The organism is Fischerella sp. JS2, from assembly GCF_032393985.1.
In the GTDB taxonomy this organism is placed as follows: domain Bacteria; phylum Cyanobacteriota; class Cyanobacteriia; order Cyanobacteriales; family Nostocaceae; genus Fischerella.
The window spans coordinates 1694951-1721585 of record NZ_CP135918.1 but is presented as its reverse complement, the minus strand read 5'-3'; the positions used below and the strand labels follow the sequence as shown (position 1 = coordinate 1721585).

Annotated in this window: 16 protein-coding genes and 1 pseudogene; 7 read left to right on the top strand and 10 right to left on the bottom strand. The window is 39.4% G+C overall.

The features are described 5' to 3' along the window. Window positions 1–183 precede the first annotated feature (183 nt). Window positions 184–882, bottom strand: coding sequence for a hypothetical protein (locus tag RS893_RS07165; protein ID WP_315790515.1), 699 nt, complete (start codon window positions 880–882; stop codon window positions 184–186). Between the two features lie 183 nt (window positions 883–1065). Here RS893_RS07165 and RS893_RS07160 point away from each other — a divergent pair, with 183 nt between their 5' ends. Both RS893_RS07160 and RS893_RS07155 read left to right on the top strand, forming a co-directional pair. Next, window positions 1066–2655 (top strand): glycoside hydrolase family 57 protein, encoded by a 1590-nt coding sequence (locus RS893_RS07160; RefSeq protein WP_315790514.1) that lies wholly within the window; start codon window positions 1066–1068, stop codon window positions 2653–2655. Between the two features lie 497 nt (window positions 2656–3152). Then, a complete protein-coding gene (locus RS893_RS07155) occupies window positions 3153–3662 on the top strand; it encodes a pyridoxamine 5'-phosphate oxidase family protein (RefSeq protein WP_315791899.1) in 510 nt (169 codons plus the stop codon). Between the two features lie 194 nt (window positions 3663–3856). Here RS893_RS07155 and RS893_RS07150 read toward each other — a convergent pair whose 3' ends face one another. From RS893_RS07150 to RS893_RS07135, 4 genes are all read right to left on the bottom strand, one after another. Next, on the bottom strand, window positions 3857–4102 hold the full coding sequence (locus tag RS893_RS07150) for a hypothetical protein (protein WP_315790513.1): 246 nt from the start codon (window positions 4100–4102) through the stop codon (window positions 3857–3859). Window positions 4103–4107: 5 nt separating this feature from the next. Next, the gene (locus RS893_RS07145) at window positions 4108–4989 is read right to left on the bottom strand and encodes a hypothetical protein (protein ID WP_315790512.1); all 882 of its coding nucleotides are present in this window, start codon (window positions 4987–4989) and stop codon (window positions 4108–4110) included. A 102-nt stretch (window positions 4990–5091) separates the two neighbouring features. Next, window positions 5092–5868, bottom strand: coding sequence for an RNA polymerase sigma factor SigF (locus RS893_RS07140; protein ID WP_315790511.1), 777 nt, complete (start codon window positions 5866–5868; stop codon window positions 5092–5094). A 617-nt stretch (window positions 5869–6485) separates the two neighbouring features. Continuing rightward, window positions 6486–7319 carry a photosystem II manganese-stabilizing polypeptide gene (locus RS893_RS07135; RefSeq protein ID WP_315790510.1) on the bottom strand — a complete coding sequence of 278 codons (834 nt, stop codon included), beginning with the start codon at window positions 7317–7319 and terminating at the stop codon, window positions 6486–6488. Between the two features lie 697 nt (window positions 7320–8016). Here RS893_RS07135 and RS893_RS07130 point away from each other — a divergent pair. Further along, window positions 8017–8349, top strand: coding sequence for a hypothetical protein (locus RS893_RS07130; RefSeq protein WP_315790509.1), 333 nt, complete (start codon window positions 8017–8019; stop codon window positions 8347–8349). Window positions 8350–8567: 218 nt separating this feature from the next. On the opposite strand, the gene RS893_RS07125 is transcribed toward RS893_RS07130, so the two are convergent. Beyond that, window positions 8568–13613: a hypothetical protein gene (locus RS893_RS07125; protein ID WP_315790508.1), complete on the bottom strand. Its 5046-nt coding sequence runs from the start codon at window positions 13611–13613 to the stop codon at window positions 8568–8570. Between the two features lie 189 nt (window positions 13614–13802). Then, window positions 13803–15149 (bottom strand): ATP-binding protein, encoded by a 1347-nt coding sequence (locus RS893_RS07120; protein WP_315790507.1) that lies wholly within the window; start codon window positions 15147–15149, stop codon window positions 13803–13805. Window positions 15150–16433: 1284 nt separating this feature from the next. Between RS893_RS07120 and RS893_RS07115 the strand changes: the two genes are divergently transcribed. Together RS893_RS07115 and ftsZ are read left to right on the top strand one after the other, a co-directional pair. Further along, a complete protein-coding gene (locus RS893_RS07115; protein ID WP_315790506.1) occupies window positions 16434–17297 on the top strand; it encodes a cell division protein FtsQ/DivIB in 864 nt (287 codons plus the stop codon). Between the two features lie 1143 nt (window positions 17298–18440). Beyond that, window positions 18441–19733 carry a cell division protein FtsZ gene (gene ftsZ / locus RS893_RS07110; RefSeq protein ID WP_315790505.1) on the top strand — a complete coding sequence of 431 codons (1293 nt, stop codon included), beginning with the start codon at window positions 18441–18443 and terminating at the stop codon, window positions 19731–19733. Window positions 19734–20303: 570 nt separating this feature from the next. Here the strand turns inward: ftsZ and gshB are convergent. The 3 genes from gshB to hflX all read right to left on the bottom strand — a co-directional run bounded on the left by gshB (window position 20304) and on the right by hflX (window position 24791). Beyond that, on the bottom strand, window positions 20304–21272 hold the full coding sequence (gene gshB, locus RS893_RS07105) for a glutathione synthase (protein ID WP_315791898.1): 969 nt from the start codon (window positions 21270–21272) through the stop codon (window positions 20304–20306). Window positions 21273–21386: 114 nt separating this feature from the next. Beyond that, a complete protein-coding gene (gene grxC / locus RS893_RS07100; protein WP_315790504.1) occupies window positions 21387–21659 on the bottom strand; it encodes a glutaredoxin 3 in 273 nt (90 codons plus the stop codon). A 1389-nt stretch (window positions 21660–23048) separates the two neighbouring features. Continuing rightward, a complete protein-coding gene (hflX, locus tag RS893_RS07095; RefSeq protein ID WP_315791897.1) occupies window positions 23049–24791 on the bottom strand; it encodes a GTPase HflX in 1743 nt (580 codons plus the stop codon). Between the two features lie 229 nt (window positions 24792–25020). Here hflX and RS893_RS07090 point away from each other — a divergent pair, with 229 nt between their 5' ends. Together RS893_RS07090 and RS893_RS07085 are read left to right on the top strand one after the other, a co-directional pair. Then, on the top strand, window positions 25021–25722 hold the full coding sequence (locus RS893_RS07090) for a Uma2 family endonuclease (RefSeq protein ID WP_315790503.1): 702 nt from the start codon (window positions 25021–25023) through the stop codon (window positions 25720–25722). Window positions 25723–25764: 42 nt separating this feature from the next. Beyond that, a pseudogene (locus tag RS893_RS07085) lies at window positions 25765–26351 on the top strand (Uma2 family endonuclease). The last annotated feature ends 284 nt before the right edge of the window (window positions 26352–26635 follow it).

Genomic DNA, 26635 nt, shown 5'->3' with positions numbered 1-26635 from the left:
AAAATTAAAAATTAAAAATTAAAAATTGGTAAGAGGAACAAGGAGGGCAAGAAATTTTAGATTTTGGATTTTAGATTGAAATTCAATCCAAAATCGCAAGTCCAAAATCCAAAATTCTTTCCAATGCCCAATACTTAATGATAAGTGACAAATGACGACCCAACGAATTTTATTTGTGCGGATTTATTTTGGTACATTTGTTGTAGAAGATGATTGCAAAAACCTTCTATCAAGCTTGGTAGCCACATCCTTCACAGATATAGAAGGTTGTTTTTCTTTTAAGTGCATTACTGCTGTAAATGATCCAAAATTACTACGACGGAAACCGATGACATCAAAATTTACTAGTAGTTCTTGGATCTTTGCACCTAAACTAAAACCTGTAGAGGTGTTAGCGAGTTTATTAGCTTCAGGAAGGGCTTTGTAATCTAGTAATTGAACTTGCTGATCTGATGGTAGTACTGGCTGCAATTTTTTGATTTCTTTCTCAAACTCTGGTTGCTGCACTTGCTGTAAAGCAGCATCAAATTGAGCTTGTTGGGTTTGATTTGCTAGCATTCCCGTAAAGCCCATAACTACCTCCATTTTTTGGGGTTCGATAAAGGCAAAAAAGTTATTTAGTGGCAGATTTTCTTTAGCAATTAGCCGTTTAAAAGGTTCCAACTGAACTGCGATCGCTTCTTTGAGTTGGGGTGGAACTTCCTTATAACCAGATGGCAAATCTTGAAGTGTGAGTGTAGTGGGTTGTGTTGGTGCTTTTTTTTCTAAATTTGGGGAATTTGTTTGTTTGGGTAGATCAACAGAAGGAACGGCTTGAACTGGAATTGCTGCAAAAACAGTACTAGTGAAGATAGATAAAATTAAAGTGATTTGCTTTTTCACTTGTAATATTTTCCTTTTGCTTAGAAGGAACAATCAACTCGAGCATAGCTGCCTATTTCGAGTGTGGAGTATCAGCCATCATAAAGAATTGGCTAAAGCCTGTTACGATCCCCAGAAAGTCTTAAAATATTGTTAACTTCTGCCAAATCCCCAACCTTCAATCAATATATACCTGAAATCATTATGGCTATCGGCTACGTTGCGCTAGTACTCCATGCTCATCTGCCCTTTGTCCGGCATCCAGAAAGTGACTATGTACTGGAGGAAGAATGGCTTTATGAAGCCATTACAGAAACTTATATTCCCTTACTACGAGTTTTTGAAGGGTTAAAGCGAGACGGTATAGACTTCAAAATCACTATGAGTATGACACCACCTCTGGTGTCAATGCTACGTGATCCGTTACTACAAGAACGCTACGACGAACACTTAGCAAAGTTGGAAGAACTTGTAGAACTGGAAATTGAGCATAACACTCATAACGGTCATATTAAATATTTAGCCGAACATTATGCCAGTGAATTTAATGCCACGAGAAAAATCTGGGAGCAATATAAAGGTGACTTAGTAACAGCTTTTAAGCAGTACCAAGATACAAACAATCTCGAAATCATCACATGCGGTGCTACCCACGGTTATCTACCACTGATGAAAATGTATCCCCAAGCTGTGTGGGCGCAGTTAAAGGTAGCCTCTGAACACTATGAAGAAAATTTTGGATGTCCGCCTAGAGGAATTTGGCTGCCTGAATGTGCCTACTATGAAGGCTTAGAGCGGATGTTGGCAGATGTTGGTTTGCGCTATTTTCTAATTGATGGACATGGTATCCTTTACGCCCGTCCCCGCCCTCGCTTTGGTACCTATGCCCCTATTTTTACAGAAACTGGTGTGGCTGCCTTTGGACGTGACCATGAATCTTCTCAACAGGTGTGGTCTTCTGAAGTAGGCTATCCTGGTGCGCCAGAATACCGAGAATTCTACAAAGATTTGGGTTGGGAAGCTGAATACGAATACATCAAGCCCTACATTATGCCCAATGGTCAACGAAAAAATACGGGCATTAAATATCATAAAATAACTGGTCGTGGTTTAGGTTTAGCAGACAAAGCCCTCTACGATCCCTATTGGGCAAGGGAGAAAGCTGCCGAACACGCAGGTAATTTTATGTATAACCGTGAGCAGCAAGTAGGACATCTCTACGGTATTATGCAGCGTCCGCCAATTGTAGTTTCCCCCTATGATGCGGAATTATTTGGACATTGGTGGTATGAAGGGCCTTGGTTTATTGATTATTTGTTCCGCAAGTCATGGTACGACCAACAAACGTATCAAATGACTCACTTAGCAGATTATTTGCGCGCCCAACCGCATCAGCAAGTTTGCCGTCCATCTCAATCAAGCTGGGGTTTTAAGGGTTTCCATGAGTATTGGTTGAATGAAACCAATGCGTGGATTTACCCTCATTTACATAAAGCTGCTGAACGTATGATTGAACTCTCTAAAAGAGAAGCAGCAGACGAACTGGAATGGAAAGCACTTAACCAAGCCGCAAGAGAGTTACTTTTAGCACAATCTTCTGACTGGGCATTTATTATGCGGACAGGCACGATGGTTCCTTATGCTGTAAGAAGGACGCGATCGCACCTCATGCGGTTTAACAAACTCTACGAAGATATCAATATCGGCAAAATTGATAGTGGTTGGTTAGAAAAAGTTGAGTTAATGGATAATATATTCCCTAGTATCAACTATCGCGTCTATCGTCCGTTGTAATAAATAAATATAACCAAAGATGCACACAGATGAATACAGATGATATTATCTGTGTGTTTTTTATATTTGTTATTTATTAAAACTCTTGCAAAAGTAATACCAATTCAAAAAATATTTAAGGGCAAATAACCCCACTCCCCTAAAGACACTCTCCCAGTTTACGGGGAAGGTTGGGGACAGGTTTCATAATTATTCATGTATTGCATTCTTTTTTTCAATTGGTATTATGCAAGAGTTTAACTTGCATCTTTTAGAGCAAAAGGTTTTTAAATTCCTTTAACTCTTCACATGCATCCCGACTAATGCCACAAATTCTACCGACTACTTAATAAAAAACCTAACTATTGGCTTAGGTTATTAATTGAGTAGAAAGCTATTCTGAGAAAAGAAATCATTACATTTGCTTGGAGGTGCGAAATACAATAAATTCTTGCACCTGTTTTGAGTTGTTTGCATATTTTTTACTGAGTAGCAAAATAAAAAGGAAATAAGAAATGATGACTCAGTCTCATGAAACAAGTAGTGAAAATTTAAAAAAACTCCGAGATTTGATTAAAGATATCGAATACGCTATGTTAACAACTTTAAACGAAGAAGGTGAATTACATAGCCGTCCGATGGCTACAAATCGAGAAGTTGAGTTTGATGGTGATGTCTGGTTTTTCACTTATGCCAGTTCTTATAAAGTATTTGAAATTCATCGCAATCATCAAGTTAATGTCAGTTATGCTGCACCAGACAAACAACGTTATGTCTCTTTATCTGGTACAGCTGAATTGGTACGCGATCGCCAAAAACTAGAGGAATTATGGAAACCACAACTTCAGGCTTGGTTTCCCAAAGGAATAGACGAACCTGATATCGCCTTAATCAAAGTTAGTGTCAAAAAAGCTGAATATTGGGATTCTCCATCAAGTCTAGTAGCAAACACCATTAGCTTGGTGAAGGGTGCTGTTACTGGTAAACCAGCTGATGTTTCTGAGCATGAAAAGCTGGAATTGAAGTAACATTTGTTGTTAATTAAGTTCATTTAATTCCTGGACTTAGCCCAAGTGAGTCAGTGAATTTTAATGCGTCACCGTATTGTTTTTGGTTGACGCAATCCTTTGATAATGTAAATTACCAAACACATATAAATGAAAATTTGGGTAGAGAAATCTTACCCAAAATATTTTTTGGAAACTTTATTTAACTCAAATTATCAAACAGTATAACGACTGCGATAATAAGCCAAAATTTGTTCCACTCTTTTTTGACTCATAGAATCAGAGTCAGGAGAAACTGAAATCCACAAGCCAGCAATTTGGCTTTGATTGTAATCGAACTGTGGAGAAGATTGGGGAATTAATTCTACTGCCACTCCTTCTACTTGCCGTAGATGCGCCGCTACCTCGCGATAAACTGCCAGAGGTAAACCAGTAAATTCTACTTTTTCCTTTGTCTCCATCTTGTTTACGAAGATCCAATATTAACCGGGTTTGGGTCTGGCGATACTGCTGAAACAGGATTGCCAGTAGTAGCTGTTGTCGCTGTTGGCGGACTGCTAGCAGCTGCTTCACCAACCATTCTGGTAACTTCCATACCATATTGTTCCAGAATTATGATCGGTTCTGAACCTTCGTTCATTTCAATTCGTTTGATTAACACTCCGTTTGCTAGTCGTTGTCCTGCCTGTACGTAACGGCTAGTTGGCTCATTTGGTACTTTAATGATAGCTTGAGGTTGATTACTAACCATAACCACACCACTAACAAAAACCGCCTTGGCTAAATCTGGTTGTGGTGGTGGTGGTAATACAGATGCCAAACGTTGTTCGGGAACAACTTGGGGCATAACTGTAGGTAAAACAGGAGTTAAGTTCGGAAGATTTTTGTTGGAAACTCCTTTGGTGATATTGTTTTTTGATTTACTTAATTTGGCACTTAACACTACACTGCTTTTTTGCGGTGTTCTTGTCGTTATTAATGTACCTCTAGTGCTGGTAATTGGCAAAGGTAGTAACCTGGGAACAGGTCGCATTCCTACAGTGGTATTTGATAATCCTAGCGGCGATTGTCCAATAATTTGAGCAAAAGGATCATTACGTCCTTTTGACACAATATCTATCCGTTCTTTGGCATTGGTGGGTTGAATCAAGCTAGCAGTTGCAGAAGTGACTAAAGTTGATTTAGCAGGCACTACAGGATTATTAAATGTTTGTGCTGGCGCTTTTTGCGTTGGCGCTGGCGTACTAGGTGGTGTCGGATTACTCGATTGTTGTTCACCTTCAGAGGCACAGGCAGCGATCGCTAAAACTGAAATGGCTGCAATTAATATTTTTAAATTTCTACCCATCAGCCCCTCTCTATACCTTATTTTTTTATGTATCAAAATCAACATGCTTTTATATTAAAGCTAGTGTGAAATCTGATACCGTTATAACCTAATTTTTCACATTTAATCTTCTGCTAAACTCATTGACTGTTTCAACAAATCCAGCCCTTTTTTAACTCTGCGAGAAACAGTGACAACACTGATACCTAGCTGTTCTGCTACTTGTTTTTGTGTTAAATCGTGTAAAAACACAAATTCTAAGACTTCGCGGGTACGTTTCTCAAGCTGGAACAGCGCTTGTTGCAAACGAATTTGATCTTCTTGTGCCAGTTGAAAACTACGATAGCGATGATCAACAACCAATTCTCCTAAGCAAGTAGCCCCTTCTTCTCCATCTTGGACTGGTACATCTAAGCTTAAAGGAGCGCGATTCATCCATGCCAATTTAATTTCCTGCCATTCTTGGATGGAAATTTCCAATGCTGCGGCTAATTCTGCATCGGTTGGTTGACGATTGTATTTTTCCCGCAAAGAACGCGAAACTCCTATAGCCTGCTGTTGCAGTGCTAAGTAGCGTCGGGGAATTCGTACGGTCACACCTTTATCTCTAAGATAATGTTGAATTTCGCCCCGAATGTAGGGAATAGCAAAAGAACTGAAGGCATGACCTTTGGAAATTTCAAATCTTTCTATTGCTCGAATTAAACCCAGACAGCCCACCTGGAGTAAGTCTTCATAACTTTCATGGCACTGGTTGATCCAATAGTGAGCTTCTTTTCTCACCAGCCCAAAATTGAGTTTCACCAATTGATTGCGAACATTTGCTGAGCGAGATTGCTGATATTCTCGTAGCAGCTGTAAAATTTCATGCTTCAGTTCATGGGTGAGTGTAGTTGGCATAGCACCGTTTTGTTTCTTTTGGCAAACAAACAGTCAACTATTCGCAGTTAAACCAAGCTCCAATGTACATATCTTGTATTATTTAAGTCTCAAAATATGGACATGGAAAATAACTCCTATAGGAGACACAAAGCGTCGTAATGGAAGTGTCTGCTATCAGGAGTGATTTAAATCAGCGAAAAGAGTAATCAATTAGTAAACTTTGGTATGAGTTACAGTTTTTGAAAACACATACAAAACATATAAAATTTTTTACTTTATTTAAAACCGAGATTGTACTTAATTTAAGTAAATTAAGAGAATTTCAGCGTATAGATAAAAACCGAAACTCAAGAGATAGCAATGAGATAAAGAAAATTTGTGTCAGAAATAATACTTAAAGCTGTTCTTGTATGAATTGAATATAGGGTTGGGGCGTACAGCCGTGCGCCCTCATAACTAAATGTGTATTCAAATACTTTTCGTTGAAAGGGTAAGGGATAGAAGGAACATCAAAAAGAATCACCCTTGTGACGAGTGTCTACAAGGGTGATCGGAGGATTAGCTATTGTGATCGCCACAGAAGACGATAACAATAGCTATCTTGAGTCGCAGTCAAGTTTTGTACTCACAATCGTTTAACCACGAGCTTTTTCTAACCGAGCGTAGAAGATACCACGAACTTTGACTTCTTTAGGCTCACCAGCACCTAAATCAGTGTCAGAGGGTTGTTCGCTCTCAAATGTACCCGCAATTTCACCAGTAGCACTATCTACTTTGGCTACGGAGAGCGAAATTTTACCATTCATCACATCAGCACGCTTGACGTTAGCGCGCAGAAGTTCTTCATCATCAGATTGAGCAGGGAGAGCCACAGCAGCATCATAACCACTGGCAACACCGCGACCTTTGGGATCTAAGAAGGTAGCACCACGATAAGAAGGAACTCTAAAAGTACCTTCAAAATCTGTTGAGGTATTGATGCTAGTCATACCAGGTTGTGACTGAGCAACCAAACCTTTGATGGTAAATAAGAAAGGCACTCGTTCACCTCCAGGCAATTGCACGGTGGTAGCTTGGAAATCAAAGCCATCTTTTTCCACAAAGGTAAGGCTACCATCTGAATTGATTTTTAGGTCGCCCTCGATTTGATCTAGTGAATATGTCTTACGAGTGACTAATTTGCCAGCAACAAATTCTGCTTTTTGGCGCTTATTAGCAGGTTCTTCTCTTACAAAGAAATTAGTTGGTTCTAAGCAAAGTTCTTTTATGACGTAGGATTGGCTAGCATCAATGGGAATAGAACCACGACTTGTTTCTGTGAGTTGGGGACATTTGTTAGCTAGACCAGTACCTTTAATTTGATCGTAGGTGAGTAAGTCTGTACTACCAGCAGTAGGACCCTCACTACAAGCAGTTAGTAACCCCAAGCACAAAGCCAAGAGTGCAACAATTACAGCGCGAAACCTCATGGTCAACCTCAATGTCAAAAATTGATATCTTAAGTTGTAAAACTGCAACTTACTCAAAGTTCTGCTTTTAGAGCCTGAAGTTGAAACACCAGACTCGCCAAGAGGCATTCAACGAGGAAAGCATCTTAAAGGCAAGTAAAAGCCAGCAGTTTTATTGTTGGCGGCATTTATTAAAGCTAGGGCGTGTTTATGGATGAGTACGCCTCGATACACATTAACTTGAGCAGATTACTCGAAAGAAGATACTGTATCCAACCTCCGGACGGTTTTCTCAAGTTGAGAGCTACTGTAAATATTGTTGCTACAACTTTTAGGGTCATCACCCAGTGTCCGTGAGTGTGCCAGTATTTTTACTTTCGTAGTGTCGCTTTTGTCGTTTTGTGATATATTTGCCGCCACTACATACAGCCCATATTTTTATGGGGAGATCAGCCAGATCATACGATTTTTTTTAACTCAAAATCAAAGCGATCTCACATTTACTATGCAATACTTTTTAGTTAAAAGCGAAAGAAAAAAGCGCAAGGGATGGAAGCAACATCCTTTACCCTTTCACCTTTTCCTTTTCCCAGGCACAAATGAAGATGAAGTATCTAAAGGTTAATTTCCTTTGTTTTCCGTAAACAAGTCTTTTAGCGAACAATGAAAGTGGGAAATCTTCGGTAAATTTGAGTTGGTCTCATTGACAGAAGTTGGCATGAATCAAGGCAAAATTTTTGAGTCAGAGAAATTATCTTACAAGCTCCAAGACATTGTCAGGGTGGTACATGATGCAGTAGCCTTTTGTCAAGGAGATACGCTCGCGCTTTTGGCTTTATTAAGACAGTTAGAACAATTACACCGAGAAATTCGAGATGGAGCTTTTCAGGAGAATTTGCCTAATAACCGTCAAGCTCTTTACTCACTACTTAAAGATATTGAGTCAGAGGGTGGCTGGCCTTACATAGAACGGATGAGACTACAAGAATTTTTAGCAAATTTGCCGCAAGAGACTGATCCTCAAGAGAAGTGGGGAAGTGGAGGGGTGTGAGGTGATAGGGAGGTGGGGAACTGACCGGTCCCCACTCCCCCAAGGGAGTGGGGATTAGGGGCAATAGGGTGATGGGGAGTGGAAAACAACTAACCACTAACCACTAACAACCAACAACCAATAACCAACAACTAACTACTAACTACTAATGTACAGACGCGATGTTCCTCGCGTCTCTACCCACTAACTACTAACTATTAACTACTAACTACTAACTACTAACTTTTGACACCATAACAGAGGGAGCGATCGCGCTGATCTACATTACGATTGTATCGAAGATAATTATTTACCCAGTTACAACCACGTGATAGTAGGTTATTCATGTCCAAATTCCACAAAATTATGGTGTTGTCATCACCAGCAGATGCCAATGTTTGACTATCGGGACTAAAACTAACACTTAATACCGGAGCATGATGTCCATTGAGAGTTTTAATCAATTTGCCATCATGACTCCAAAGTTTCACTGTGCTGTCCCAACCAGCAGCAGCAAGAATTTCACCATTTGGACTAAAAGTTACAGAGTTAACACTATCGCTATAGCCCTTTAACAATGTTTTTAATAATCTGCCGTCAGAACGCCATAGCCTGACAGTGTTATCCCAGCTAGCAGAAGCCAGCAAATGATCAGTAGGACTAAAACTTACACCTAAAACCCAGCTGTCATGAGGTGAGAAGGTTTTCAACAAAGTACCATCTTTTGCCCAAAGCTTCACTGTTTGATCATCACTAGCTGAAGCGAGAATCTGGCTATCAGGACTAAAATTGACGCTATTGACCCAACCGTGATGTCCTACTAGGGTTTTAACCAAGCGACCATCACGGTTCCAAAGCTTCACTGTCTGGTCTTTACTACCCGATGCTAACAACTCCCCGTCTGGACTAAAGCTAACACTCATGACACTATCGCTATGTCCATATAGGGTTTTGAGTAGATGACCATCTAGACCCCAAAGTTTCACGGTTTTATCATAACTCCCGGAAGCTAGCATTTGATTTTTTGGGTCAAAACTGACACTAGGAACTCTGTCAGTATGTGCAGCCAGAGTTTTATATAAGCGAGTTGTACCGCTATTACGGTCACGTCGCCAGAGATTTACAGTGTAATCTTTGCTACCAGAGGCTAACAGTTTGCCATTGCGACTCCAAGCCACACTCAAAACTCGGTCTGTATGACCTTGAAGGACTGGCAATGTAGGTGCGTTTAAACTCCACAATCTCACTGTTTTGTCATAACTTGCAGATGCTAGGAGCTGATGATCCGGGCTGAAAGCCACACTCACAACAGCATCACTGTGTCCTTTAAAGGTTTTGTAAGGTTGATTCTCAAATTCACCTTTTTCGTTGATTTTCCAAAGGTATACAGTGTTGTCATCACCAGCAGAGGCTAGCTGTTGACTATCAGAGCTAAAACTGAGATTCCAAACGATAGTATTGTGTTGTTGCAAAGTTTTGTAAAGATGAAAACCATAGCCATATTTACCACTTTTGTCCAAACGCCAAAGTTTTACTGTTTTGTCTCGACCTGCTGTCGCTAGTAATTGAGCGTTAGGACTGAAAGCTAGGGCAGTTACTCCTTCTTCATTTGCTAACAAAGTTTTCACTAATTTACCGTCTCGTCGCCAGATTTTGATTGTTTTGTCGTCACTAGCTGAGGCAAGAAACTGACCATCAGGACTGAAGCTTACCCAGTTAACCCAACCTTGATGTCCTCGCAGCGTTTTGATTAATTTTCCATCCCGACGCCATAGCTTAACAGTTCTATCCTTACTGCTTGTAGCTAATAATTTTCCATCTGGGCTAAAAGCAACGCTGAAAACCCAATCTGTATGTCCTTGGAGGATTTTTTCTGGTTGTGGAGCAAATTTTCCTGTTGTTGGGTTAAGATGCCAAAGATTGACTGTTTTGTCGCGACTGGTTGAGGCTAAAGTTTTACCATCAGAACTGAAACTTAGACCAGTAATCGCATCGCTATTAGCTTCTAATGTTTGGAGTAATACGCCGTCAGGTCGCCACAATTTCACAGTGCGATCGCGGCTACCTGATGCCAGCAATTTGCCATCAGGGCTGAATGCAATCCCCCAAACAATATCATTATGTCCCTCTAGCCGATTGACCTCGGTGACTCCATAGACTGCCTGCTGTAAAGCTGTTACTACCCGCATCCGGGTATCTGGTTCTACACCATTTGCTTGCTTGAGTCTGCGCCATGCCCGTAAACTTTCCAAAAGAGCATCAAATTCTTTATTAGAAGCAAATAAAGCTTCTGAGGAGGCAGTGATCGCACTAATTTTCAAATTAGTCTCACTACGTTCTGCCCGCCTAGTTTCGCGAATTGCTGCTCTTTTTTGTAAGTCAGCTTGCCACCATAACCCGGCAATTGTTGTTGCCATCATTGCTAAGGCCACACCTGCTATACGTGCCTCTCGCAGTCGTTTTTGTAAAACTAAATTCAGTTGTTCTTGACTGAGTTTTTGGGCTACTTCTGCTCTGGTTTTTTCAAATCTGACTTTGGCAAGTTCTGCGACCATTCCATATTTATTTTTTTGACGAATTGGCTCTACTAAATAATCGTGAACCAACTGATAGCGATCGCCCGATTCTTCTTTTACTTGCAATACTAATCCATTACCAACCAATATATCTAAAATCATTTCTATATTGGGTACGGGGTGGTGGAAATTTCGAACTGGGCTAATGGGCTGATAGGGAGAAGTTCTCTGCCCACCTCTTTCTTTACTCAATGCAGCTACTAACTCAACTTTGGTTTTAATCGGCCGTGTACCTTTTTCATCAGTCAACTCAAACAATAATTGCCAACTTAATTGTTCGTTCTCCCGGCCACAATCTTTGATGACTTCTTCTAGCCAACGTTGTACTAGTTTCTTAGAGCCACCACAACGCTTGTATTCTTCAGTTGTATTGATATTTTCTGTTTGGAGTTGGGCGCAGACTATTTGTAATTCAATCGGATGTACTTCTTCAAATTCTCCTGCTAAATCATAGACTATTTGGTTGATTAGCTCATGATCTAATCCATAATAAGAACGTTGATTTAAACTTTTAATAACGCTGATCGCATCTTTTTTAGAAAAATTTCCTAAGTAGTAGCGAATATCTTTATCAAGAATGTTTTTGTTGATTACACCCAAATTACAACCCAACTCATTATTCTGATTGCACAGGCGTTCTAATTCTAATAAATAATGTAAATAATCTTCTCTTAATGATAAGATTATCTTGACAAATGCAATATTTAAACATTCAGTAAAAAACTGATAAAACTCTATTCTTGTTAATGTATTTTTATTAACAAAAAAGAATTCTTCAAATTGATCTAAAATTAGAATAATAGTATAACTATGATCAGTTAAAAACCGTAATTTTTCAAGAATAATATTATTTGAAAATTCACTACTACTAGTAATTTTGGTTTGGGCAAGCGCCTGGTTTAAACTATGTCCTAGAGTTGTTTGCCAATCTGTATAAACAGATAATACAATCGGTAAAGGATTGCGTTCTCCGATGATTGTTTGTTTTAAAGCTGGTACTAAGCCAGCTTTAAGAATTGAACTTTTACCAACGCCACTAGGCCCATGAATAACTGTGAGTTTACAGTCTGCACGAGTGATTCTTTCAATCAGACGATTGATATCTTGCTGCCTTCCAGAAGCAGCAATTTCCAGGGCAATTTCCTCTGGAAAGGTTGTGCTTGTTTGTGATTGTAAAGCTGAATTAATTCTGTAACGTTGTGGCTGTAGTTGGCTAGCGCCAATAAAGGCACGAAAGCCGTACTGATGCTCAATTTGAATTTTTTCTTGTTTGAGATTAAATGCTTCTAAATAGTCATGGCGTTCAAAAAAATATAGCGATCGCAACTCATCTACAATCTCCAAGTACAGTGATGGCTCATACTGGGGTTCACAAACAACCTTCGCCCACTCTAGGTTATTGACTGCTTCTTCCCACTCACCCATTTGTCGCTGTGTGCGTCCCAATAACAACAAGTAAGAACTTTCCTGTTGTCGTGAAACTTCTGGCGCTTCCTCGGCAATAGAAAGCGCAGAATTGGCTAATTCATGGGCAGCTGTCCAATTCGATTCAGAAGCAGCCACAGCAGCTAAAAAGCCATAGTCTTGAGCGACTTGGGCTTCATCACCATAAACTCGATGCAATTCTAAAGACCTGAGAGCCAATTGTTTCAAATCTTTCCAAGCTTGTAAACGTTGCAAAATTTCGCAAGCTGGCAAAATGAATTTGGCTACTAAATCTTGTCTTTCTGCTTTTTCCAAGACTTCCAGACATTGCCTAAACCAAAAGAGTGCGTCTTGCCAATACCTTCTGTTGAGTGCAGGACGTAATTCCGCCATTCGGCGATAGCACAGTCCTTGGTGGAAGAGGACTACAGCCTGTCGAAGAAGATGAGGTGGTAAGGAGATACCCCCACCTCCGGTTCTTCCCATCTCCTTATCTAAAGAAAGCTCCCACAGATCTAAACTATGTTGAAAATAATCTAAGGCTTCTTCAATTTCATCATTGGCATAGCGATCGCGCCCCAAAACAAATTCGAGACTTGCTTCTAATTCTGCTTCTAATTTGACACCATAACGCGTTTGCAGGTCATGACGTGCTGACTCTATTTCGTGGCGTTGCTGAGATTTAGGATCTAAATCGAGGGCGGCATTAGATAAAAACTGTTCTGCTCCTGCTGCTAATATATTGGCAAATAAAGATTCTGTTTGCTGCTTAATCAGAGCAATCAAATCTTCTTTTGCCATTTCAAATTTGATCGTAGTTGCTGCCCAACTCCTAAAATCAGGTGCTAATTTCGACAGCAATGTTGCTACTTCGTCTTTGAGCCACAAAATTAAAGGAAAGGGAAAACTATCAGCATAGATATCTCGTGCTTGGTTGATACCAATTAAAAGGTCTTCCAAAGCGCCGACTGTCTCTAGACCGAAAACCATCACAGCAGATGGCAAACAATCTGTAATCACAGCAGGATTATCTAAAAAGAGTTCTGAAACAATAGTGGTGTGCAGAACAGTAACTGAGGTCGAAAGAAAAATTTCTCGTAAGTAAATATCTTTAGTTAAAGAACGAAGGTTCTCTAGCATTTGTTCGCATAGTTGCCTGTAATTACATCGCACTAAAATAAGAGCAAATTGACCCTTAGAGAGTGCGATCGCTCGGATCAACCTTTGCAAAGAACGCTGATTTTCGCTGGCGTTCTCAGCAGCTGTGAATTTCCACTGTGTCATCCTATTTTCAATTTTGGATTTTGGATTTTGGATTAACGAGGTACGGGTGGCGAAGACTATCGCCACATTGAGTACCGTCCCACGGATAAATTCGCTTTCTTGCAACTTTGCCGACAGAATGCGGACTAAAATGTTTGGGATAAATTTCTCCTTAAACCTTCTGCCCTCTGCCTTTCTTCGATAATATAGTTATGAGTTGTGAATCAACTTGCTTTGCTGCCAAGCGAGAATTTTTTCTGTTTCTGCTAACGCTGGACTAATACCAAACCAACGTCCTGTAGTATCACGGTATTCAAAGACAAACATACTCCGTAGTAATATCTGGTAATCAGACTCGCCTTTGACACTCTGTTGACTAACTACTTCTAATAGCAATTCCCAGACATGTTCATCAATTGCTAATAGCAGGTCATCACGATAGTCTTTGATTACTGCTTCTAAACAACTGTGAGAAAAGGGTGGATCTTGCCGTTGCAGACAACTGTACAACAGCCCCAATAAGTTACGAATATGTCCACCACTAATCCGACATAGACGATCTAAAGTTTGGGGGTGATCAAATAACTCTGTGATTAAACTTAGCCTTGTATTCCAGGGAACTTCAGGAAAAGCTCTTATCAGTACTAGTTGCCGTAACAGAGATATTCCTCCTTCGTAGTCACTACCATCTCTTTGGCGCACAAGTACCATTGGTAACACTTTCGGAGCAATACCGCCTCCAAGACGGTTTTTGAGTGTTTCATACTCATTAGAAAAAATTAATGCCAGGGGGATAGTATATACTACGTGGCACTTAAGGCGGCGTAACTGTTCGCCTCGATCAATGAAAAGATATTCTGGTAGCGATCGCCCCGAAGCTAAAGGACGCATATCGACTCGATCCAAGTTATCGACAATCACCACCAACCCTTTTTGACCACGCTGCTTTAACTGTTGAACAGCTTTGTCTAGCAATTCTTCGTTGATGGCTTGCAAAATACTATTAGTGCGTGGTTCTAAGTACTGCCGCAACTGATTACGTAATTGCGGGCTGTCTTTAGTTTTGGCGCTAATTTTCGCGATACCTAAAGACAATTCTGCTTCTGCTGATAACTCTATCGGAGTCTGTAAAAAATCTCCAATTTCTCTAAACAGATTGCTAAAGTAACCTGATTTCTCTTTGATATTAATCGCTTCTAAACTAGTGCTGACTTGACGGGCTATACTCAGCAAAATATCGCTGACATCAATATCCGCCATGTCTAAATCTTGACTAGACTCAAAATAAACGACATGAAATCCAGCCAGCTCTAGTTCTGTCTTTAAGCGTTGTAATTCCGTTGATTTACCACAGCCAATATGACCTGTAAATAACTGACAAGTCGGGTCCTCTGGAGAAATACGGACAATTGTGCGTTGCAGTTCTTCTACAATTTTGCAACCACGCACATCAGAAAAGTCTATGTAGTATTGCCGATCCGTTGCATCACCCATTACCAGGGTTTTACTAGGATTACAGGCTTGATAAAAACGTTGTAAATTTAGTGCTGTTTTCATGTAGATGCAGATTTATTTGTATATTAAGATACAAATAATCCCTACCTTCCTATAAAGGTATGCACTAGACTTCTTTGTTGTATGTTTTGCCACAACTAAGTCCGTAGCATGGTAGGGATTTTATTATCCCTGATGGTTGATTGTATTCTGTCTTTTTTACACCTGTTGTTGAGATTTTGACAATCTCTAATTTTGCTCACGGATGAACTAATGTAAGTTTATGCCACAGTTTTAGCGTGAAATATGCGAGACAGTGAATTTGCACTTAGTTGTAGCAGCGACAACAGGTATTTAAAAATAGTCACAGAGATATATTAATCAGTTATTTCATAATCTGGTTATTATTTTGACTATATCTTGACAACCAAGATACAGTATATATGTCTATTTTTATTTTTCGCAATAATTAAAATAAACATTCGTATATTAGTGATATATTATACTAGCAAATATTTTATTAGCCAATACTTTTTGCTTAAAGGGGAAAACTTGATAGTCAGGAAATGGGAGAATACAGAATTAGGATCTTCCTACCACCGTACTAGTAAGTATTCCTAAACTTTTTACAAAGAAAGGCTAAGGATCGTAGACGTAGAGCGGCTTCCGTAGGTGGACAGATGGTAGAAGGCTAAGAGTATCAATTAAAACTTTATTTATGGGTTTAAAGAATTTTTGAATCCAGAAATAATATTGAGATTGTTTCCGGCAAGGCAGAAAACGTCATTTTAACAATCCCACTCTTTGAAGGGTGGGTTGTGGGTTCTCTTCTGACTTGTAAGTAGGGAACAGGAAACTCTTAACGGGGAACAGGTAAGAACTACTTACATGCTTGGCGGTGAAACTTGTTTCATTGGGACTGCCCTCCGCTTCCTGAACTTTCCTTAATACCAATATGAAGATAAAGCGTGTTTATCCAAGAAGAATTGTTTTAATAGCAGTCTTGATGGTAGATAATTCTCTGACAGATGCAAAATCAGAGTATAATTTCGGTTTCGCACTTGGTTCTGAATTTTGCCTTAATCCATATAAATAGCAAAATGTCAACAAGCATTTGTAGTCTTCTTGCTGAAATGATGAGTATCATCTGTAAAATAAGGCTACATAAGTTCAATGTCCAGATTTGCAGATAATTTCAAATTGCAAATTTTATGAATGTACAATAGCTAACTACTAAAATCTTAATTTTGTTGCTATACAGTGTTGTAAAGTCAGGTTTGACTAAAATTATTGAATGTTACAGATATGCAATCACGACTTGGATTATAGAGTATGGCAGAGGTTTGAATGGCTGGTATAGTATCGATTTCCCGCACAATCCTTGCAGGACGCCGTAAGAAGTTACGTAAAAAGCGCCAGATCAAATTTATTCAAGCAATTTGGCGAACTATTGCTGTGACTAGTTTGGCTGGTGGTTTGTTGTGGATAGCAATTCAACCTATTTGGGTTCTCAAAACTCCTAAAGATGTGGTGATATCAGGAAATCAATTACTTTCAGATGAGGAGGTTCAGTCTCTACTAGTGCTGTCTTATCCGCAATCTTTGTGGCGGATTGAACCTTATAAAATTGCTCGTTCTTTACAGCAGCAGCCAAGTATTGCCCAAGCAACCGTCAGTCGTCGTCTGTTTCCTCCTGGATTAGTAGTCCAACTTCAAGAAAGAACACCAGTAGCGATCGCTCAAGTACGCCGAGAACAAGCTAACAGGAAAAATGGCAATACAAAAGTAATTATGGGTTTACTAGATGCCAATGGCGTATGGATACCTTTAGAGAATTTTAACTCCCTCGACTCTAAAGTTAAACTACCAACTTTAAAAGTGATCGGATCACCAGAACAATACAGACCCTACTGGATTTCTTTGTATGAAGCGATGAGTCAAACTTCCTTGAAAGTAACGGAGATAGATTGGCAAGATCCAACAAATTTAATTCTAAAAACAGAACTAGGTTTAGTACATCTCGGTACACCAAGTCCCCAGCTACCAGAACAAATTAAGGTGCTTGCCCAACTTCGTCATCTACCCTCACAACTCAATCCCAATGAAATAGAGTACATTGATTTGAAAAATCCAGAACACTTACTAGTACAAATGAACCAAAAAAACAGCAAACCAATTCCCAAACAGGCTAAAAAAAATCTGCGTGTTTGATATTAAAGTCATCCTAGTCAATAAAGAAGTTTTGTGTTGAAAAAATATATTTATTATTTAAGTTGGGTTTTCCGACCTATCTATGTAAAAATCGGCATTAAATTCTAATTAAATTGGAGGATTATTTGCAAAACCTCTCTTTAGACAGTCAGAAGTTTTATGTTATTTGCCTAACATCTAATCATGGGTAGAAGGTGTTACCTTCTTTACCGATAGCATCTGGTTCAAAAGTAATCTTTACCTGTCTGTCCTTCAGTTTAGCACAATACTTGCTATAGTAAAGTTCTTTTTATTACCTGCTAACTTATATGGATAAAGTATTACTTTTAACCACTTTTAGACAATTGCCCGTCGTGTGGATGCTTTAATGAAGGTAAGTAAAACAGTAAATTAATTAGATGTTTCAAAATTTGAGTCAATTACAACAAACATTATTTTCTGTTGTCTCTATTTTGAACATTGATAAATAAAATATTAAGACAAATTTTATGTCTTAGGTTGCAATTATCCCCAATGGTGAATCCTATTAAACATATCACTAACCGAGAACAAACGTGTTATGACCAGTGTTGGCAAGTAATACAACTTGCTCAGTATTTTCCGTGCAGGAATTATCTTACCGAATACAAATGTATAATTAAGTACCGCAAACTTATGCGATTTGTTGACTTATATCCATCCCTTTCTGGCTTTCAGCATAATTTTTCTTTATTGATATTGAATAATTTATACCAAAAAAAATAGTGATTTCCGCAACTAAAGATAAAATTTACGTTTACAGCTGTAAAATTGATGACCAATATAAAGCAACAGCAGCAAAAGGGAAAGGTTATTGGGGTTACCAAAGATATACCGAGCCAAATCGGTAAAAAAGCAGGGAATATATTAATGTCTAGTAGAACTGATACAGGTCAGTTTCAGGTAAATAGTTCGGTATACTTCTCTAGAATTAATTAACTGTGCAAACAGGTGCCTTGATGATTTATCCCATAACAAAGTTTCCTATCTCTCATCCTGAAAGGGTTGGAAGTATGGAGAACAAGAAAGAACAATGTCATATTGTTGATGGCAGCGTCACACTATAGTTGACTCTTAGGTGAATAAAACCTTAAAAAGTCGTTTATCTACCCCTTTGTGAATCCAATGACTCTTGATAATAACCAAGGACTTACCTATAAAAACTCTCAATCTCCAGGACAGTCGACTTTCTCACTGGCTGTTAATTCCACCAATCCGTTTAATCATTCAGGACTGAGCTTTGGGCAAAATAATGACAACAAGAAAATAGAGCGGGAAGAAACCCGAATAGGTGACATTGTTCCTGGTCGAGTTGCCAATATTAAAGTGATTGGTGTTGGTGGCGGTGGTAGTAATGCTGTTAACCGCATGATTGCATCAGATGTAAGTGGGGTAGAGTTTTGGTCTATCAACACTGATGCTCAAGCTTTAACTTTGGCAGCAGCTCCCAGCCGACTACAAATAGGACAGAAACTGACAAGGGGTTTGGGAGCAGGTGGTAATCCTGCTATTGGAACTAAAGCTGCCGAGGAATCACGGGACGAGATTGCGACAGCTTTAGATGGTGCTGATTTAGTATTTATTACCGCAGGAATGGGTGGTGGAACTGGTACTGGTGCGGCTCCGATTGTAGCAGAAGTAGCTAAAGAAATGGGCGCTCTTACTGTTGGCGTCGTTACACGTCCCTTTATCTTTGAGGGACGCCGCCGGATTAGCCAAGCAGAACAAGGGATCGAAGGGCTGAAAAGTAGGGTAGATACACTAATTATCATTCCTAACAACAAGTTACTAGAAGTTATCCCGGAACAAACACCGATGCAAGAAGCTTTTCGCTATGCAGATGATGTGTTGCGGCAAGGGGTACAAGGCATTTCCGATATTATTACCATTCCTGGTTTGATCAACGTTGACTTTGCAGATGTGCGAGCAGTTATGGCCGATGCAGGATCAGCACTCATGGGGATCGGTATTGGTTCTGGAAAATCTAGAGCCAGAGAAGCAGCGATCGCAGCGATTTCTTCACCATTACTTGAATGTTCAATTGAGGGCGCTAGGGGTGTTGTCTTTAACATCACTGGTGGTAGCGATCTCACCCTGCATGAAGTGAATGCTGCTGCTGAAACAATCTATGAAGTGGTTGATCCCAACGCCAATATTATTTTTGGAGCGGTGATCGATGACAGACTCCAAGGTGAAGTGAGACTTACCGTAATTGCAACTGGATTTACTGGTGAAGCCCCAGCTGCACAACAACCCAACGTTACCCAAGGACGGGTAGTACAACCCCCTCCACAAAGAAGGCCAATGCAACAACCAGCTGCGCCTAATCCACCAACACAAACTCCAGAACCAAAAGAAAAAGGTTCGGTGTTGGATATTCCTGATTTTCTGCGAAAGCGGACACCACCACGTAATTAAGATGATCAGCTATTGGCTTTCTAGCTGCTTATACCAATTTTGGATTTTAGATTTTGGATTTTGGATTGAGAGTCTTTGCCAAAAGGCTATGCTAATAATCTCAAATCACACTACTTATTCCTATTTGGTATTATTCCTAATTCTCTTAGTTAATACTAGGAATTGGAATCAGCAATTCAGTTACCATTTTTGGTACAGCCAATAATTAGTTACTAAATTCATCTACCTATCCCATAGACTGAAATTAGCTTAGGCTGGAGTCAGCTTATTTAAAATCCCCAGTGTGTTTGGTAAAAAAACGAAAATGATCGCGCTTGTTTTGGTTGTCGCTCAATGTCTGTTAATATCGTCTTGAGTTGGGATAATTATTTTTGATGGTAGACTTTTTAACTTTTGTAGTCTTTCAGCACACAATTATTTTTAACTGGCGGTCTAAATTTTAGTACCAGATGCTACTGTAACTCCCTATATTATTTATAATTATTATTTCGGTTTACCAGGGTGCAGGGGAAATTACAGAGGAATGATGAATTATGAACGTTAAAAAATTTCATAATTCATATTAATAATTTATAAATTTTTTGTCTGTTCGATCCATCGAATAACCAAATGACCAAGACGAGTGCCATTTAATCGGTCTATTTCGCGTATCCCAGTAGGGCTAGTGACGTTGACTTCGGTCAGATAACCACCAATTACATCGATTCCGACAAAAACTAAGCCATCTTTACGTAAGATTTCGGCAACTTCGGAGCAGATTTCGTATTCTTTTGAAGTAATTTCGGTTTTGGCAACTGTGCCACCAGTTGCCATGTTATTGCGAAATTCATCACCAGCAGAAAGGCGATTAACTGCTCCAATTGGTTTGCCATCTAGTAGAATAATCCGTTTGTCTCCTTCTTTGGCCTCTGGGATGAAATTTTGTACCATGACGGGTACTCGACCTTGAAAGGTACTGAGTTCGATGATGGAATTGAGGTTGCGATCGCTCGGTTGCAAAATTAAAATTCCCTCACCAGCTTTATTACCTAGTGGTTTGAGAACTGCTGTGCCTTTTGCTTCCACAAAGTCTCGGATAGTCTGTTTATCAGCAGTGACAATGGTTTCTGGTATTACTTTAGTAAATTGGAGGGCATACATTTTTTCGTTTGCCCCTCGGATACCACTGGGACTATTGATTACCAAAGTTTTGTTTTGGTCAATGTAGTCCAAAATATAGGTGGCATAAAGGTAGGAAACTGTAACGGGTGGATCTGTCCGCATAAATACGGCATCCATTGTTTCTAAAGACATACAGATGCGTTCGCCTAGTTTGTACCAAGGATTTGCTGCTACCCAGCGTCCCTCCACTAGTTCAATAGGCATGAGTTCCATGCGTTCTAAAATGGCCCAAGCTTGTCCTGCTACCACACTTAGTAAATTCGCTTGGGTGATCCAGACTTCATGTCCCATGACATGGGCTGCTTCCATTAATGCGACGCTTGTGTCGTGACAAGGGTCAAGAGTCTGGATAGGATCAATGATAAAAGCCAGTTTCACACTTTCTGCCTCAATTGCCAGCAAATTCCACAGTCATTTAATTTAGACTATCTCCTGATGTTTAAACAAGTTTTGCGATCGCCCCCCAAGCAAAACACCATCGAACTCTTCCATCTATACGCTATTGCTAGAAGCTAATAAATTGTCTAGCTGACCTCGGGCTTCTAAAGCGTAGATGTCATCACAACCACCAACATGAACATTATCGATGAAAATTTGTGGCACAGAGCGTCTTCCATTTGCTCTTTGAGCCATTTTATTTCGTGCTGCCTCATCTCCATCAATACTGTACTCAATGAATTCTACCCCCTTTTTTTTCAGTAAGCTTTTAGCACGGATGCAAAATGGGCAAGTACTCCAAGTGTAAATTTCTACTTTCGCAGCCATAACGCCCTCAACTTTATTTAATATTTCTTAAATTTTAGAATGTTATTGCAAGCTGTGGGTGATTCATCCCATTTTTGTCAATTCAAAGCAGATACAGGGTTAGTATTTTGAATTTTAGACTTTATGAGTTGTAGAAACTTAATGCATGAAATAAATTAACGTTTTACTTGGGTATTTTATTTATCAATTTAGTGAAAGTTAGTCAATAAATACATACAGATATTGTTAAGTCGAAAAACTATTTAAAGGAAAAGCTATAAGTATTTACTTTTACTTACAGTTTCTAATTCAATACGGTTAAGTTAAGGCTGCGAGCCACCCTATTACCCTTGGGAAAGGGAGGATATATGAATTAAGTCTCTCTTAAAAATGGTGATTTAGCGGGACTGAAATAATTAAGTTCTGCTAACTGAATCGTATTGGTTTATAATTTGTATAAGGGCATTTGCTGGTGAGTATGTTACTAAAAAATAATAACAAACTCATCCAAACACTTAGCCCATAAAACTTATATTGAATTGCATCTAGTAGCGTAACAAATTGATAATATTCGAGTTGCAGTACAGTTCACCTCAGCAATTGCACCGATAAAAATTTATGAGCTATAAAAAATATTTTCAGTATTTACCGTTAGATATATCTAGAGAAAATAAGTTAAGCTAGCCTTTAGCATCTTAAATTTTTGCCTCGTAGCAAATCTAGTTTGGAAACATTCTTTTTCTGTAATCCAGATTATCAGCTTTAGGAAAGTAAAAGGATTATAAAATGTAATATTTGTACAAATTAAGAATAGGTAAATAAAATTGAGTAAGGAAAGATTACTATCTGGTAGATGTAATCATAAAAATAAAATTGGCTTAAAAATCTAATGCATATCTAAGCCTATATTTAAAATGAGTTCAATAAATATTATCAGACTAAGTACAGCTTTGCGTAAAATCGTAGCGACCTTAAACGCAGAGGGGCGCGAAGGAAAGCGCAAAGGAGCGCAGAGTTTTACTAAAGAAATTCGCTATGAATTTATGCGCTAACTCACGTTATTTAAAAACACCAAAATTAAACAGTTTTGGGCTAATCTGTAAATCTAACCCACTATAAGAGCCAGCCTTGATACTGTTTTCAGCAACATTATAACTTTTTACATCATAAGGTGAAGATGAGGACACCTGAAAAAAAGTCCACCTAAGCGGATTTTATTAAAGTATATATTTAAACTAGATATAGTCTCATGCTGGTTTACAAAATGCTTGATACAAATAAGTTTTGTAGAGACGCAAATAATACCGTCTCTACATCTAGATTATTTACATGAGCAGCGTGAAATAATATGACTCCTGAGCTTTGCTTTTAAAGCAGCTGGAATTTTGAACATGGGATAAAGCTACGTATTTACTGAGAGGAAGTAGCGTATTGCACTAGTTGACCAAGACGCTGACGTAAAGTTTCTAATCCCAAGCGCTTGCTTGCAGAAATAAATACTGCTAAAGGAAATTCTTCCCTTGCTTGAGCTAAGGCTTCACTACTTACTTGGTCAATTTTGTTAAAAATAACTAGTGCTGGACCAGGAGTGACTGGCATTTGAGCCAGGATTTCCCTCACTGAACGAATGTGACTTAACCAAGCTGGATGCGATAAATCTACTAAATGTATTAAGGCATCAGCTTCTGTGACTTCTTCTAAAGTGGCGCGAAAGGCATCCATTAACGATGCAGGTAATTCATGGATGAAACCTACTGTGTCTGTAATAAGAATTTCTTGGGGTTCACTAGTTGCTGCATGAGGAACTACTAAGCGGCGTGTGGTAGGATCAAGGGTAGCAAATAATTGGTCGGCGGTATAAACTTCGGCATTTGTTAAGGCATTCAACAAGGTAGACTTACCTGCGTTTGTATAACCAACCAAAGCTACTGAAGGAATTTCTCGATTTTGTCGCCGTTGTCGCAACCGTTCTCGATGGGCCTGTAGCTGATTTACTTCTTGTTGTAGACGAGAAATACGCCGACTAATAGCACGGCGTTCGGTTTCCAATTTAGTTTCACCAGGACCACGAGTACCTATACCACCACCGAGTCGAGACATGGCTTGTCCTCTCCCACTTAGCCGTGGCAGCATATATTCCAACTGCGCTAGTTCTACTTGTAATTTACCAGCACGGGATTGGGCGCGTTGAGCAAAGATATCCAAGATTACTTCTGTGCGGTCAATGACTCGGACACCAATTTGAGTCTCTAGGTTGCGGACTTGGGAAGGTGAAAGGTCGCGATCAAAGACTACAAGATTAGCTCCCAGTGTTTGGGCTGTGAGGGCTATTTCTTGTACTTTACCTTCACCAACTACTGTTTGTGGATGAATGCGCGATCGCTTTTGCCATAATGTTTGTAATACTTCTCCGCCAGCAGTATCCACTAACCGTCCTAATTCTGCCACGATGTCATGGAATTGTTGGGATGACAGGTCGTCGGTCATCACTCCAACGATTACCACGCGGTCATGGTCAGTATCTACCTCTTGGGCGACAAATTCTCGTCGGAACTCCTCTTCCAGTCCTTCTACTAAATCAATTAAGTCCTGTTTTGCCAGTGCATCCAGACTCATTGGTGGTGATACGTTCCAACTTGGGGATAAAACATTGCCATTTTCCACCTTCAAAGAGGGACTAGTAATTAAGGCGCGGGACTCTTGTGATGTCAGGTGCGCTAAATATGCTTCTTTGACATATCCTGTAGCCCCACCACCCCGTTTTTGAAATCCTGTTCCTGTAATATTTATGACAGCTAATGCATCAAGCCGTTGTAATGCCATTGATGTCAGTGCCGCTTCATTAGGCGGTTCTGATTTGAGATGCGTGGCGATACAACGGATACCGCTAAGTCGTTCCGCACCGTAACGGGGCAATTCCAACGGTGGAATTTGCGTTTGACGCGGAGTACCTACACCGACACGGATCACTTGTCCACGCCGATTGAGATAGGTACATACAGGTTGATTGATTTCTGTACTAATAGCTGCCAAACGCTGGGCAAACTCTGGCGTAGTGATGCGATCGCCTGGAATGCGTTGGTGGTACAGCCGCTGTAGTTGCTTTAGCTGGCTGGATTTTAAACCCTGAAGATTACCGAAAATAGTCTCGATAAGCGTATTTGACCAGTGAACTGGTCCTCCGAATCCTACTTTTTCTATTTTACAATACTGTTTTTATGTCAAAACTCTTACAAAAAAAGGCTGAGGGCAGAAGGCAGAAGGTCATACTATATCAATGAAAACTTTAGTTATGGGTGGCTTTCTAACCTACCAGAGCAGCAAATGCGATCACTCCACTGACAACGATAAAATAAACCCATAAATACCTGATGCCCGAACCATGTCCCTTGCCAAAGAATTAGACTCTCCCCAAGGCATCCCACAAGATGTTATCCTTCCCCCAAGTGATTTATACAGCGATGAGCCTCCTTTGGAAACTGAACTGCATCTAGAGCAAATCATGCTCTTACTTAAATGTCTAAAATGGTTGTGGCGAGACAGAACTGATTTCTATGCTGCTGGCAATCTGACTATTTACTACAGCCTCAGTAAAAGTAAATCACAAGATTTCCGAGGACCAGATTTTTTTGTTGTGCTAGACACGGAATGCAAAACTCGTAAAAGTTGGGTAGTGTGGGAAGAAGATGGCAAATATCCGAATGTAATTCTGGAAATTCTCTCTGAATCCACAGCTAATATTGATAAAGAATTTAAGAAAAAACTTTACCAAAATACCTTCCGCACACCCGATTATTTTTGGTTCGATCCATACACATTAGAATTCGCTGGTTTTCATTTAGTAGACGGCAAGTATCTACCCTTAGAAGCAAATAATCAAGGGCATTTATGGAGTCAGCAGCTAGGTTTATATTTAGGTATTCATCAGGGTTTATTGCGTTTTTTTACACCTGAAGAACAGTTAGTTCCAACACCTGAAGAAGAAGCTGAGTCTGAACGTCAGCAGAAAGAATTAGCATTAAGTAGATCCGAAAGATTAGCTGCTAAATTGCGAGAGTTAAATATTGATCCAGATACAATTTAGAGCATTTCCAATTAATCTTTCTTAACTGCATCTTATCAAGCAATGGTAACTACACGCACTCCCTCACCACAAAGGGTTGTCTTGAGAAATATTAGCTGGCAGACTTTTGAAACCATACTAGCTGAGATGGGAGAGGATAGAACCTCTAGACTATATTACGACCAAGGAATATTGGAAATTGAACGTCTGATTTTTGTACTTGGGGAAGAGTTGAATTTAGAAATTTTTTCTGCTGGTTTCACTACTCTTAAACGTAAAGATTTGCTGCAAGGTGCAGAACCCGATAGTAGCTACTATATCCAGAACAAAGCATGGGTAAGGAACAAATCAGAAATTGACTTGAATTGCGATCCACCTCCTGATTTAGTAGTGGAAAATAATTTAACTAGTTCGTCTTTGGATAAATTGCAAATTTATGCTTCTTTGGGTGTCCCGGAACTTTGGGTTATGAAAAAGGTGTGCTGAGAATTTATCAATTACAACAGGAGCAATATATTAAGTGTAGTAATTCGCCAACTTTCCTCCAGTTACCTTTAATTGAAATTGCGCGATTCTTGGAGGAAAGTCAAAGAGTTGGAGTGATGGGGATGACACAAAAATTTCGGAATTGGGTAAAGAAACAAATTTAATTTGTCTGTTTATAATTGAGGACTTACCTCTTGTTGTCCATTAGATACAGGGTCTTACGGTTATATTAAAGATTTGAAAATAAGTTAGCAAGAAAAATAGAAGCATTACTAACTTGAGGAATTCCACGGTTCATCGTAATGTATTTACTGTTTGTTGCCAGGCAAGCAAAAAATTATCATAAGTGGAAACATATCTCACAGAGACTGATATGATGTCATAATTAAATCATTTTTAAATATAAAATTAAATATTTAGCACAATAAAGGACATAGCAATACTGTGT

What these genes read in the sequence shown, in the direction of transcription:
- RS893_RS07160 (WP_315790514.1), top strand. Translation starts at nt 1,066, where the DNA reads ATGGCTATCGGCTACGTTGCGCTAGTACTCCATGCTCATCTGCCCTTT.
- RS893_RS07155 (WP_315791899.1), top strand. Translation starts at nt 3,153, where the DNA reads ATGACTCAGTCTCATGAAACAAGTAGTGAAAATTTAAAAAAACTCCGA.
- RS893_RS07150 (WP_315790513.1), bottom strand. Translation starts at nt 4,102, where the DNA reads ATGGAGACAAAGGAAAAAGTAGAATTTACTGGTTTACCTCTGGCAGTT.
- RS893_RS07145 (WP_315790512.1), bottom strand. Translation starts at nt 4,989, where the DNA reads ATGGGTAGAAATTTAAAAATATTAATTGCAGCCATTTCAGTTTTAGCG.
- RS893_RS07140 (WP_315790511.1), bottom strand. Translation starts at nt 5,868, where the DNA reads ATGCCAACTACACTCACCCATGAACTGAAGCATGAAATTTTACAGCTG.
- RS893_RS07135 (WP_315790510.1), bottom strand. Translation starts at nt 7,319, where the DNA reads ATGAGGTTTCGCGCTGTAATTGTTGCACTCTTGGCTTTGTGCTTGGGG.
- RS893_RS07130 (WP_315790509.1), top strand. Translation starts at nt 8,017, where the DNA reads ATGAATCAAGGCAAAATTTTTGAGTCAGAGAAATTATCTTACAAGCTC.
- RS893_RS07125 (WP_315790508.1), bottom strand. Translation starts at nt 13,613, where the DNA reads ATGACACAGTGGAAATTCACAGCTGCTGAGAACGCCAGCGAAAATCAG.
- RS893_RS07120 (WP_315790507.1), bottom strand. Translation starts at nt 15,149, where the DNA reads ATGAAAACAGCACTAAATTTACAACGTTTTTATCAAGCCTGTAATCCT.
- RS893_RS07115 (WP_315790506.1), top strand. Translation starts at nt 16,434, where the DNA reads ATGGCTGGTATAGTATCGATTTCCCGCACAATCCTTGCAGGACGCCGT.
- ftsZ (WP_315790505.1), top strand. Translation starts at nt 18,441, where the DNA reads ATGACTCTTGATAATAACCAAGGACTTACCTATAAAAACTCTCAATCT.
- grxC (WP_315790504.1), bottom strand. Translation starts at nt 21,659, where the DNA reads ATGGCTGCGAAAGTAGAAATTTACACTTGGAGTACTTGCCCATTTTGC.
- RS893_RS07090 (WP_315790503.1), top strand. Translation starts at nt 25,021, where the DNA reads ATGTCCCTTGCCAAAGAATTAGACTCTCCCCAAGGCATCCCACAAGAT.